This window comes from Streptomyces sp. NPDC040610, from assembly GCF_055594065.1.
In genome coordinates this window covers 133,686-145,615 of record NZ_JBVIXA010000014.1, presented here as the reverse complement: position 1 = coordinate 145,615, position 11,930 = coordinate 133,686, and the positions used below count along the sequence as shown (strand labels likewise).

Here is an 11,930-nt window from a genome sequence, read left to right as displayed (position 1 = left end):
TCTTGTGCGGGCGGGGGAGTTGTCAAGGTTCTTCGGGTGTGCGTGATCTGTACGTCTCCCGACGGGAGGATGAAGCCGGGCGGAGTCGGGGCGATGCGGGCGAAGCCGGGCGGCCGTGCCGGGCGGCGGGCGGGGGGCGGGTCCGGGGCCGGTGCGGCCGACGGGCGGGCGGCGAACGGTCACATCCGTCTAGGCTTCACACAGCAGATCCGTACGCCCGTCAGGGCAGCGGACCCACGCCCGTCAGGGCGGCAGACCCGCACGTTCGTCAGGAGAACCAGCCGATGTCCCAAAGCCCCGCCACCCTGCCGCCGGTGCTGCTGCACTCCGAAGCGGAGCTCGCGCGGGACGCGCTCGCCACGCCCCTGCTCGGCCGCGCCGCGCGGCTCGCCCGCTGGGCGGGCCCGGACACGCGGGTGGGCGCGGGCGGCGAGCTCGTCGACGAGCAGCTTCCGGCCGCCGCGGCGGAGCTGGGGCTCACGGACGGTTCCGCCGGGGCGGACGAGGGGGACGCGGCGGCGTACGCCAGCGAGGCGTGGCGGGTCGCCGTCGACACCGGCCTGGTGGAGATCCACGAGGCCGCCGAGGACGCCGCCGAGGGCACCGCTGACGCCGAGGCCGATGGGACCGTCACCGCGGGCGAGGAGCTGGGCCTGCTCACCTCCGGGGCGCCGCAGGACGTCCTCGGCATCTGGCTCGCCGCCCTGGAGACCGTGTTCGCCGACGCGACGGTCCCCGACCTGGACGACCTCGTCGACGCCATCGAGGACGGCGGCGAGATCGACTTCGAGGCGCTGGGGTGGGACCCGCAGGGCGAGGCCGACTTCCTGGAGGGCGTCCTCGGCAATCTGTACCTGCTGACCGTCGGCGAGGGCGCCGCGGACGGCGCGGTGCCGCTGCCCGCGCTCGCCGCGTCGATGATCGTGCCCGACGACATGGGGGAGCCCACCGACGACATCCTGGAGCAGGTGTCGGACGCGATGATGCGGCTCGACGACCAGTTCCGGATGCTGGAGCCGATCGGGCTCGTCGAGTACCAGCCCGTCGACGAGGCCCTGATGGCCGACATCGACAGCGAGGAGCCGATGCCGCCCGTCGACGACGAGGACGTCACGCGGTACGGCATGGTCAGGCTGACGCCGCTCGGGCTCTACGGCATCCGGGCGCGGATGCTGGAGGCCGGGCTCGACGCGCCCGCCGTCGGCGACCTCGCCGACAAGGGTGCCGACACGCTCCTCGACGGCACCGCCGGGTTCCCGCAGGGGGCCGCGCAGGCCGAGATCGAGCAGTGGCTGGCCCGGCGGGAATCGCTCGGTGCCGCGCGGGAGTTGCTGGCCGCGGCGCGCGGCGGTGACGAGGGGGCGCCGCTGCGGCGGCTCCGCTGTCAGCAGGCGCTGTCCCTCGTCGGGGACGAGGCCGAGCCCGCGCTGCGGGACGTCCTCGACGACGCGGAGCTGGGCGGGCTCGCCCGGGTGTGGCTCGCCGAGCACGGCGCCGCCGATGTGCCGCCGCCGTCCGAGGGCATGGTCTTCTGGCTCACCATCGACACGATCGCCGCGCAGCTCGCCGCCGAGGGCAACTCCGAGGAGCTCCAGGCCCTCGTCGAGGGGCTCGCCGCGCAGCACAGCGGGTTCTTCGCCGCGGCGTGGCGTGTGGAGCACCCCGCCACCGCGGACGTCCTGGAGGCGATGGGTCGCCTCCACCCCGACAAGAAGGTGGCGAAGGAGGCCCGCAAGGCAGCCTTCAAGGCCCGCTCCCAGCAGGCCTAGGCGGGGGCCCTGCCGATGGCCCCCTCGGGTGGGACGGGCCTCCGCCGAATCGGCGCTTGAGGACGAGCCGGGCCGGAGGCCGCGAAAGACGGTCCCCCGCCCGGCCCGAGGGCTCAGCACTCGTAGCGCGTCGTGTGCTTGAAGGACGATGTCGCGCCGTCGAAGCCGTACGTGCCGCGGTACGCGGGCGGGTTCTGGTACTCGCCGACGATGGTGATCGTCGTGGCGCAGGAACCCTGGCCGGCGCGCTTGGCGTCCAGGCGGATGGTGTCGCCGACGAAGCCGCCGGTGATGTCCCAGGGGGCGCCGCAGATGCCGGAGGTGATCTGGCCGCCGGTCACGACGTGCGGGTAGGTGTTGGGGTTGTACTTCACCTCGATGCCGAACGTGACCTGGCCGTTGTGGAGCGTGAGCTTGCAGTCGGTGGAGACGGCCTCCGCCGACACGTCCATCTGCGTGGCGAACGCCTCGTCACGCGTCTTGACCTCGGCCCCCTGCGGGTTGTGGAAACGGTGCTCCGCGCGGGCCTGGCCCTTCTGCTTGCGTGCCTGTGTGGTCATGGAACCCTCCCTCCGGGAAGTCGTGCGTCAGGCCAGCTGCTCGGCGATCTCGACGCGCAGCAGCGCGCGGACGTTCTCGATGTGGTTGATGACGGTGACGGTCGAGGACCCCGCGAAGAGCAGGCCGAGCGCCACGTTGTCGAGCGAGGTCACCAGGGAACCGGAGTCGCCGCCCGCGGAGATGTTCGTGGTGAGGATCTGGTCCTTGAAGCGGGCGGTGCCCGCCGTGCCGTAGTTGACGTCGATCGTCGCGTCCACGGAGACGATCCGGCCGAAGCTGATGTTCGTGGTGCGGCCGGACTTCTTGACGAGGTCGCCGACGGCGACGTTGGCCTTGCGCCGCCAGGCGCGCGGCGCCCCGCTGAAGTACTGCTCACGGGTCGCGTCCTGGAAGTCCACGGAGCCGAGCGCCGCGTCCACGACGTTGTTGTGCCGCTCCAGCGGGATCTGCGGGGCGAACTGGATCGTGATGAAGCGGTCCAGGGTCGCGATCCGGTCGGCGGGGTCCTGGCCGCCGTCGAAGACGCCGGGCTGCACGATGGCGCTGCCGAGCTGGGCCCGGTTGGAGTCGGCGAGGACGTGGTTGTTGGACAGGATGTAGAACTTCGCGGGTACGCCGAGTCCGGCGCCGGGCGGGTCGACGGACGCGCCGGGCAGGAAGTCGTACACCACGCTGCCGAGGGTGCCCGCGGTCACGCGGACGTTGCCGACCGAGAAGCCGGAGGGGCTCGGCCGCATCCGGCGCTTGAGGAGCTGCGGCTCGAACGCTCCGAGCCCGCCGAGCTCTTCGAGCCGGGGCTGGGACAGACCGGAGTACTGTTCGCTGACCGTGCCGTCGGCGTCGTACGACAGCGAGGAGCGGTCCTCGCCGCGCCCGGACCTGCGCTGCTGGCGCTGCGCGGCCACATGGCCGACGGCCAGGATGTCGGTGGGGGTGCCGTCGTCCATCTGACGTGGAATCACATCCCGCTCGGGGAGCAGTGATTCGGGCACCTTCTGGGTGACGAACACGAGCACGGCGGGCTCGCCGGTGGGTCGGCCGTCGCTCCACTTCACACCGTGGCCGAAGCCGACCACGTTCGCGAGCGGCTGTTCACGGCGCATGAAGTCGGTCATCGCCTGCTGGCGGGAGCTGTCGCTGAGCGTGCCGCCGGTGGGTCCTCGCATCAATTCGGGCTGGCTCACGCCAGACCACCTCTTCCCCTTGTGGTGAAGTCCCGGGTTCCGGTGGACGGCTCAGGCGTCGCCCTGTGCGCCGACGTCGCCGATGGCGAGGACGCGCACGGGCACGCCGTCGAGTACGTCCGGAACCACGTCCTCGTCCCGGAGCCGGTCACGGGGCACCCGGTGCGTGACGAAGACGACGATCACGTCCGCGCCCGAGTGTTCGTCCCTGCCGGTGCCCACTCCGGTGACATTGGCCAGCCTCATCAGCCGGTCCTCATGGAGGCTGCGGGCCTGGTGTGCGTCCACTCCGGCTCGCCTCCCCGCGTGGGTGATGCGGTTCCGCAGGTGTTCCCGCGGGATGCGGTACCTGGGTGTCTATTGCCGGGGCCACCGGCGGTCAAGGCGTGCCGCGCGAAATCTTGCCTTTACAGCTGGTCCGTGCCGGTTGACCTTGTTTACGAAGATTCTTCCGGGAATACGAAGTCTCCTCCGACCAGTGACGCGCACGCGAGGTACGCCGCTTCCCGTAGGTCGCAGCGGGCTCAGGTGCGCAGGTGCGACGCGCCGTTGAGATCCAGGACCGCGCCGGAGGCCCACTCGGCCATCGGCGACGCCAGCCACACCACGGCCGCCGCGATCTCCTCGGCCGTCCCCGCCCGCCCGAACGGGCTCTGCGCACGGATCGCCTCGCCCTCCGCCCCGCTCAGCCGGTGCGCCACCCTCTCCGTCCCGAAGAACCCGGGCGCCACCGACGCCACCGCGATCCCGTGCGGCGCGAGCGCCACCGCGAGGGACTGGCCGAGCGCGTGCGCGGCCGCCTTCGTCGCCCCGTACGCCGGGTGGTCCGGCTCGCCCCGGAAGGCGCCCCGCGAGCCGATGTTGACGATCCGGCCGCCGGTGCCCTGACCGATCATGCGGTGCGCCGCGAGATGGCTCAGGTTGGCGGTGGCGAGCAGGTTGACCGACACATGCCGCTGCCACAGCGCGGACCAGTCCTCGTAGGAGGTGGTGGCGGGCGGGTGCGGCAGGTTCACGGCCGCGTTGTTCACCAGTACGTCGACGCCGCCGAGCGCCCCGGCCGCGCGGTCCGCGACGTCCTTGGCCCCGGCCGGGTCCGACAGGTCGCCGCCGACCAGCGCGTGCCCGGACCCCGGCAGCGCGTCGAGGGTGGCCCGCGCCTCCTCCGCGCGCGAGCCGAAGTGCACCGCGACCCGGTCGCCGTTGTCCGCGAACGCCCGGGCCAGGGCGCGGCCGAGGCCCCGGGAGGCGCCGCTGATCAGGACGCGGCGGCCGGTGGCGGGAAAGGGGGCGTGCTCGCTCGCGTCAGGGGTCGTGTGGGCGTCGCTCATGGGGGCCTCCTGGCGGAATGTGCGCATCCGGAAAACGACCGCCGAAGTCGGCCTTCGTTCAACCGCCGTTTATACGCGAGCGGAAATCTGTCGCCGACAGCAGGCCCGGTCGCACGCGCCCTCAGGAGAAATCATGCCGTCGCTCACTCGCAGGGACTTCGCCAGACGATCAGCGGTCACCGGGGCGGGCGTCGCCCTGGCAGGCAGCGTCGGGGCGCTCGCCACCGCGCCCGGCGCGCTCGCCGCGGAGGACCCGGAGGTGGCCGGGGCCGACGGACCCGACGGCCACGACGCGTACGGCCACGGTCACGGCGCGCCTGGCTACGGCCCGCTCCTGCCCGACCCCAAGGGCCTGCTCGCCCTCCCCGCCGGATTCTCGTACCGCGTCATCACGCACAGCGGCAGGACGAAGCTGGACACCGGCGAGTTCACGCCCTCCCACCACGACGGCACTGCCGCCTTCGAGGGCCCGCGCGGGGTGACCCTGCTCGTCAACAACCACGAGCTGGGCGGCCCCCGCACCAAGGCGAAGTTCCCGGTGCCGCTCACCGACGGGCTCGTCTACGACCCGGCCGCGGCCGGCGGCTGCACGGTCGTCGAGGTCCGGCGCGGCGGCGAGGTCGCCGAGTGGGTCGGCGTCGCGGGCACCGCCACCAACTGCGCGGGCGGCTCCACGCCTTGGGGCACCTGGCTCACCTGCGAGGAGACCGAGGACCTGGCCGGCCAGAACGGCATGACCAAGGACCACGGCTACGTCTTCGAGGTCGACCCCTACGACCGGCGCGCCAACCGCGACCCCAAGCCCGTCAAGGCACTGGGGCGCTACGCCCACGAAGCGGTCGTCGTCGACCCCAAGCGCGGCCACCTCTACCTCACCGAGGACGCCGCGGGACCCAACGGCCTGCTCTACCGCTGGACCCCGCCGCACGGCTTCCGGCACGGCCGCGGCAGGCTCCGCGCCCTCGCGGACGACGCCGGTGTCCTGAAGGCCCTCAAGTGCTACGACTCCGGCGGCCGCTTCGTCGACGACCTCGCGCGCGCGACGCGGATCGGCACCGTGTACGGCGTCGACTGGGTGGAGGTCGAGGACCGCGACGCCCGTACGGTCCCGGTGCGCAAGCAGTTCGACACCGGCGCCGTCACCCGCGCCCGCAAGCTCGAAGGCATGTGGTGGGGCGACGGCGGCACGTACATCGTCTCCTCGTACGCCCGTGCCGAGAGCCCCGAACAGCACGACGGGCAGGTGTGGTTCTACCACCCGGGCCGCCGCACGCTCACCCTCAAGGTGCTGCTCGGAGTGAACAGCGACCCCGGCAAGGACGGCGCGTACGACGGCCCCGACAACATCACCGTCTCGCCCTACGGCGGACTCGTCGTCGCCGAGGACGGCGACGGCGTCCAGCACCTGTTCGGCGCGACGGAGCGCGGGCGCACGTACCCCATCGCCCGCAACGAACTGAACGCGGGCACCCCCGAGAAGCCGTCCTACAGCGAGTTCACGGGCGTCACCTTCTCGCCCGACGGACGGACCCTGTACGCCAACATCCAGACGCCGGGCATCATGCTGGCGATCAGGGGCCCGTGGCGCCGCCAGCGCCCGTGACGCCCCCTGGCTCCCTCCCGCCTACCGCGCGGGCGCGTCGACGGCCCGCGCGGAGGTGCCGCCGACGATCGCGTACCAGCCGTCGCCGTCCGCCGTGAGCGCGGTGGCCGTGCCGTCGAGGTGCCACCGCGCCCGCCGCTCGCCGTCGCGCAGGCCGAGGGCGCGGACCTCGCGGCCCGCCGTGACGTAGACGGTGTCGCCGCCGACGGCGGGCGGGCGCTGGCCGGTCGCGTCGAACGACGCCGTCCACAGCGGCTTGCGGCCGTCGCGGACGTCGATGCCCTGAAGGGTGTTGGTGTCCGTCCAGTGCACGAGCACGCCGTCGGCGGTCACCGGTCCGCGGGCGCCGCCCGCCCGGCGCGGCCAGCTCGCGTCGAGGCCCGCCGAGGCGTGGTCCCACAACTCCCTGCCGTCCCCCGGGTCGAAGCCGACGATCCGGCCGCCGCCGAGCACCAGGCCGACCCCGGCGGCCTGCCCCACGGCCGTCGTGCCCCGCCCCGCCGCCAGGCCGAGCCGCCGCCGCGCGAGGCGCCCGCCGTCCCGTACGTCGATGAGGTGCAGGTCGGACTCCTCGGTGAGCAACGCGAAGCGCGCGCCGACGGAGCCCTTCCGAGGGAGCGTCACGGGGGCGGCCACCGCCCGGTCGTCGCCGGTGAGGTGCCGGTACGTCCAGCGCGCCTCGCCCGTGCGCGTGTCCACGCAGGACGCCCCCTCCACCAGCTCCGCGGGCTCCGGCGCGAGCAGCAGCGACGACCCCGAGGCGGCGGGGGGCAGCCAGGCGGGCACGTCCTTGCGGACGCCGGGCGCGGTGCCGCCGGGCAGGGTGCGAAGCCGCAGCTCCGGGTCGTTCGACGAGCCCGTCACGTGCAGCGTCACCAGGCGCCCGCCCGCGACCGCGAACCACCGGGTGGTCCCCGGCGACGGCCAGGCGCTCTTCACCGGCCACGGCTTTCCCGTCCGTACGTCGACGACCTCCGCCAGTACGTCCGGCGCGATCAGGAGGCCGTCGGCCACGCCCCACAGTGCGGGCCCGGACTGCGCCCCGCCGTCCCGCCGCCACCGCTCGGCGCCGTCGGCGGCCCGCACGGCGTGCACGGTGCCACCGCCCAGCGTGGTGCCGCGCTCCGGGCCGCGCACCAGCACGGTGTCGCCCGCGAGCAGCAGCGCGTCCAGGCTGCCGCCGACCGTGTCGTCCAGGGCCAGCGTCCACCGGGTGGCCCCGGGGGCGCGCTTCCCCTTCCGCAGGCTCAGCGCGCTCTGCCCCGCCGGGTCCTTCGCCCGGGAGCCGGACGGCGCGGTGCTGATGGCCCACCCCATCAGCGCGACGAGCCCACCACCGGCGACGGTGAGGGCGGAGCGGCGGGCGAGGGTGCGGTGCCGGTGGGCGCGGTCGGGGCGGTCTTGGGGGGTGGAGTGCGCCGGGGACGGCGGGGGCGGGGCGGTGGTGGCCGGGCGGGTGGGCGCCTCCGGACCAGCGGCCGCCACGAGGGTGGCGCCCGCCCCGGAGGCGACCCCACCCTCCGCCCCCTCCGTCCCCATCGCCCCCACTGCTCCCGCATCGGCGACGAGGGACCGCAGCGGCTCCTTCCGCCACCACAGCGGGCTGTCGGACCTGGCGGTCCGGCGCAGGACGTCCCCGACCGCGGGCCGCTCGGCCGGATCCCGCCGCAGACAGGCCGCGACGAGCTCACGCAGCCCCGCTGCCTCCGGGACGTCCCCGAGGTCGGGGTCCTCGTGTGCCGCGCGGTACAGGAGGACGGCGACGGGACCCGCGCCGAACGGCCCCGCGCCGCTCGCCGCGAAGGCGAGCACCGCACCCAGGGCGAACACGTCGGTGGCCGGTCCCGTCGGACCGCCGAGGATCTGCTCGGGGGCCATGTAGCCGGGCGTGCCGAGCATCGACCCCGTCGCGGTCAACGGCCCGTGCGCGTGCTCGCCCGTGGCCCGGGCGATGCCGAAGTCGATGACACGGGGGCCGTCCGCGGTGACCAGGACGTTGGACGGCTTCAGATCGCGGTGCACGATGCCCGCGTCGTGGATGCTGGCCAGGGCCTCGGCGAGGGCGGCGGCGAGCGCCCGGACGACCTCACCGGCCAGCGGGCCGCCTGCGGCGACGGCCTGGCGCAGGGTGACCCCCGGCAGATAGGCGGTGGCGAGCCACGGCTGATCGGCATCCGGGTCGGCGTCCACCACGGCGGCGGTATGGGCCCCGGTGACGGCTCGCGCGGCGTTCGCCTCCCTCCGGAAACGCTCCCTGAACTTCGCGTCGGCGGCGAGGTGCTCATGCACGGTCTTCACCGCGAGCAACCGCCCACCGGGGCTCCGGGCGAGATACACCTGCCCCATCCCACCCGCACCGAGCCGGGACAACAGCCGGTGCCCACCCAGGGTCTCGGGATCCTCGGAGAGGAGCGGGGAGGTCATGCGCGGGTGCCGTTCGGGTTGGCGGGAGGGGGAGGGGTGCTGGTGGTGTGGTGAGGGGTGCGGAGGCCCGCGGGGGTGGGTGGGGCGGCAGCGCTGATGGGGGCAGCGAGGCGGGCCGGGGCGTCCTGGATGCCCAGGTGTCCGAGGCCGGTCGGGGTGTTCTGGGTGCCCGGGGCCTCCTGGCTGTCGGGGTGTTCGGGGCGGCTGGGGGTGGGCGTCATCGTCGCTCCGGGGGTGCTATCGCCACGACCGTCCCGTCCGCGTACACGTGGATCACGTCCGGCGCCGCGGCGGCCGCCTTCGCCGTCGTGAGGCCGTCGGACCGTGCCGCCCAGGCCGTGCGGCCGGTGCGGACGTCCAGGGCGTGCAGGCCCCAGTCGGGCTCACCGGTCGTGCCCGGCTCGGGGCCCACGACGTACACATGGCCGCCCGCCGTCAGCAACGAGCCGTCGGCCGCGGTGAGTTCCTCGACATCCGTACGGGACCACCTCGGTTTGCCACCCGCCCCGGCCGCGTACCCGCTGAGGCCGTCGGACGTCGCGGCGAGCAGCATCCCGCGCGTCGGCACCGGCGTGACGGCCGTCGGCGAGTCCAGGCGGCGGGTCCAGCGGACGCGGCCCGTGGCGAGGTCGACGGCGCGGATCGCCGTGCGGCTCGCGTAGCACGCCAGGCCCTTCGCGCCCGGGTGTGCACGCGGGTACCGCGCCCCGTCGCGCACCGTCCGCTCCACCTTGCCGTCCGCCGCGCGCAGGACGACCAGCGGGTCCCGCCGCGCGTAGTCGTCCGTGCCCCTCATGCCGGGCTTCGCGGACGCGGCCACGGCGATGCGTCCGCCCGCCTCGTCGACGCCGATCACCCCGGCGGCGGCGCCCTCGTGGAACCACAGGGCCTCCCGCGTCCGCGCGTCGAACCCGTACGCCCGCCAGCGCCGCCCCCACGCGCTGCGCTGCGCCCACATCGTGTCGTACGGGGCGTACGTCAGGAAGCACAGCACGTCACCGGCCAGCACGAACGTCCCCTGGTTGCCCTCCAGCCCGCTCTTGTCCGCGTCGAAGCCGGGCAGGCCCTCGGCGCGGCGCTTCGGGTTGAGGCGCGGGAAGGGAGACGTCCACACCTTGCGGCCGGTGGTGGCGTTCAGGGCGTGCATCTCGGGTTCGAAGAGGTCGTCGCGGAGGACGTAGACCGTGTCGCGGTAGCGGTCCACGTCCTGCAGCCGCTCCGTGGCGTACACCCAGCGCTCGGTGTTGGAGCGGGCTTCCAGGCAGGTGAGGGAGTCGGGGGCGAGCAGGTACAGGTCGTCGCCCCGGCGCACCAGGCCGTCGGGCCGGAGTTCGCCGACGTCCCTGCTCCACAGCACCCGCCCCTTGGCCGTCGCGTCCGGCGACCGCCTCCGCGAGCCCGGGTCCTTCTCGTCCGCGTCTCCGTCCCCGCCCTGGAGGGCGATGGCCACGCCGGTGACGCCCGCAGCGGCGGCGAGGGCGCCGCCGCCCCAGAGGAGGAGATTGCGGCGGGAGGGGCGTGGGGTGGGGGGAGGAGCGTCGGTGGGAGGTGCGTCGGTGGGAGGTGTGTCGGTGGGAGGTGTGTCGGTAGGGGGAGAGGTGTCTGTGGGGGTGGAGTTGGGAGTGGAGGTGGGAGTGGAGGTGGGGGAGTTGGAGCGGGTGTTGGTGGGGGTGGCGAGGGGGTGAGTGTCGGTGGGGGGCCGCTGCTCGGAGCGGCGCGGGGCTTGTCGCTCGGGCGGCTGTGGGGTGGGTGACTGCTGCACGCGGGGCGGGGGAGCGGGGGCCTCCGAGTCGGGGGCCTGTGCCCCAGGGGCCTGAGTGCCGGGGGCCTCTGGGGCAGGGACCCGGGTGCCGGGTGACTGCGGGGCAGAGGCCGGGGCGCCAGGGGCCTGCGAGGCGCTGAACAGCCCGTCCCGCCCCCGGCTCTCAACGCCCGGCGTGACGGGCGCCGGAGCCCCGGCCACCGCCGTCCCGCTCCCTACCCCACTCCCCTCCCCGCCCCCCAACAACCGCACCACATCATCCTCATGACGCTGTATCAGCCCAGCGGCAGCGCCCCGCTCCCACCACGGAGCCCCCTCCACCCTCGCCGCGCACCAGGCCAGGACCTGCTCGACCGTGGGCCGGTCGGCCGGGTCGCGGGTGAGGCAGCGGGAGAGGAAGGCGCGCAGGGCGGGGTCCGGTACGCCGTCGAGGTCCGGGGCCTCGTGGAGGGTGCGGTAGAGGACGCGGGCGGCGCCGTCCGCGCCGAAGGGGGCGCGGCCCGTGACCGCGAGGGCGAGGAGGGCGCCGAGGGCGAACACGTCGGCGGGCGGCCCGGGGCGGGCGTCGTCGGCGCCGCGCGCGAGCTGCTCCGGGGCGATGAAGCCGGGGGAGCCGATGGCCTCGTCGGTGGCGGTGAGGCTGTCGTCGGCGGCGCCCTTGGCGATGCCGAAGTCGAGGACTTTGGGGCCGTCACGGGTGACGACGACGTTGGACGGCTTGAGGTCGCGGTGGACGAGGCCCACCGCGTGCACGGCGGCGAGGGCCTCCGCGAGAGAGGCGCCGAGCGCGGCGAGGTCGGCGGTGGAGAGGGTGCCGTGCGCGGACACGGCGTCCGTGAGGTCGGGGCCCGCGCAGAACTCGGTGGCGAGCCACGGCTGTTCGGCGTCCGGGTCGGCGTCGAGGACGGCGGCGGTGTACGGGCCGGTGACGGCGCGGGCGGCGGCCGTCTCGCGACGGAAGCGCTCGCGGAACTCCGGTTCGGCGGCGAGGTGCGGGTGGACGGTCTTCACGGCGACGGGCCGCCCGGACGCGGAGCGCGCCAGATGCACCTGGCCCATGCCGCCCGCCCCGAGCCGGGCCACGATCCGATACCCGCCCACCTCGACGGACGTCCCACGCCCGGCCCCAGCCATGCCTCGCGTACCCCCTCGTCCCGCCGGCCCCGGACCCCTCGCCCGGCCGAACTGTGCGACGCCTGTGGGGCATCGTACGGTTGCGCCGACCGGGGGATCCCGGCGTCTCACCGGCTCACGGACTCACAAGTCGCCCTGCCCGCACGGCTTGCCTTGTCCTTG

The 11,930-nt window shown here is 74.7% G+C and carries 9 protein-coding genes; 2 read left to right on the top strand and 7 right to left on the bottom strand.

Translation table 11 applies throughout. The features are described from left to right. Nucleotides 1-284: 284 nt before the first annotated feature. Nucleotides 285-1,769: a hypothetical protein gene (locus ACZ6AA_RS34440; RefSeq protein WP_468448663.1), complete on the top strand. Its 1,485-nt coding sequence runs from the start codon at nucleotides 285-287 to the stop codon at nucleotides 1,767-1,769. 113 nt (nucleotides 1,770-1,882) lie between these two features. On the opposite strand, the gene ACZ6AA_RS34435 is transcribed toward ACZ6AA_RS34440, so the two are convergent. From ACZ6AA_RS34435 to ACZ6AA_RS34420, 4 genes are all read right to left on the bottom strand, one after another. Further along, nucleotides 1,883-2,329: a hypothetical protein gene (locus ACZ6AA_RS34435; protein WP_468448661.1), complete on the bottom strand. Its 447-nt coding sequence runs from the start codon at nucleotides 2,327-2,329 to the stop codon at nucleotides 1,883-1,885. A gap of 27 nt (nucleotides 2,330-2,356) precedes the next feature. Then, on the bottom strand, nucleotides 2,357-3,514 hold the full coding sequence (locus tag ACZ6AA_RS34430; protein WP_468448660.1) for a chymotrypsin family serine protease: 1,158 nt from the start codon (nucleotides 3,512-3,514) through the stop codon (nucleotides 2,357-2,359). Nucleotides 3,515-3,565: 51 nt separating this feature from the next. After that, a complete protein-coding gene (locus ACZ6AA_RS34425) occupies nucleotides 3,566-3,760 on the bottom strand; it encodes a hypothetical protein (RefSeq protein ID WP_051811011.1) in 195 nt (64 codons plus the stop codon). Between the two features lie 278 nt (nucleotides 3,761-4,038). Beyond that, nucleotides 4,039-4,845, bottom strand: coding sequence for an SDR family NAD(P)-dependent oxidoreductase (locus ACZ6AA_RS34420; protein WP_468448658.1), 807 nt, complete (start codon nucleotides 4,843-4,845; stop codon nucleotides 4,039-4,041). Between the two features lie 133 nt (nucleotides 4,846-4,978). Here ACZ6AA_RS34420 and ACZ6AA_RS34415 point away from each other — a divergent pair, with 133 nt between their 5' ends. Next, nucleotides 4,979-6,448: an alkaline phosphatase PhoX gene (locus ACZ6AA_RS34415; protein ID WP_468448656.1), complete on the top strand. Its 1,470-nt coding sequence runs from the start codon at nucleotides 4,979-4,981 to the stop codon at nucleotides 6,446-6,448. 21 nt (nucleotides 6,449-6,469) lie between these two features. Here ACZ6AA_RS34415 and ACZ6AA_RS34410 read toward each other — a convergent pair whose 3' ends face one another. From ACZ6AA_RS34410 to ACZ6AA_RS34400, 3 genes are read right to left on the bottom strand one after another with little or no spacing between them, the layout of a single operon-like run. Then, nucleotides 6,470-8,872, bottom strand: coding sequence for a protein kinase domain-containing protein (locus tag ACZ6AA_RS34410; RefSeq protein ID WP_471462379.1), 2,403 nt, complete (start codon nucleotides 8,870-8,872; stop codon nucleotides 6,470-6,472). Then, nucleotides 8,869-9,093: a hypothetical protein gene (locus tag ACZ6AA_RS34405; protein WP_471462378.1), complete on the bottom strand. Its 225-nt coding sequence runs from the start codon at nucleotides 9,091-9,093 to the stop codon at nucleotides 8,869-8,871. Before ACZ6AA_RS34405 ends, ACZ6AA_RS34410 begins: the two co-directional genes overlap by 4 nt. Continuing rightward, nucleotides 9,090-11,768, bottom strand: a complete 2,679-nt coding sequence (locus ACZ6AA_RS34400) for a protein kinase domain-containing protein (RefSeq protein WP_471462376.1) — start codon at nucleotides 11,766-11,768, stop codon at nucleotides 9,090-9,092. Before ACZ6AA_RS34400 ends, ACZ6AA_RS34405 begins: the two co-directional genes overlap by 4 nt. Between the last annotated feature and the right edge of the window lie 162 nt (nucleotides 11,769-11,930).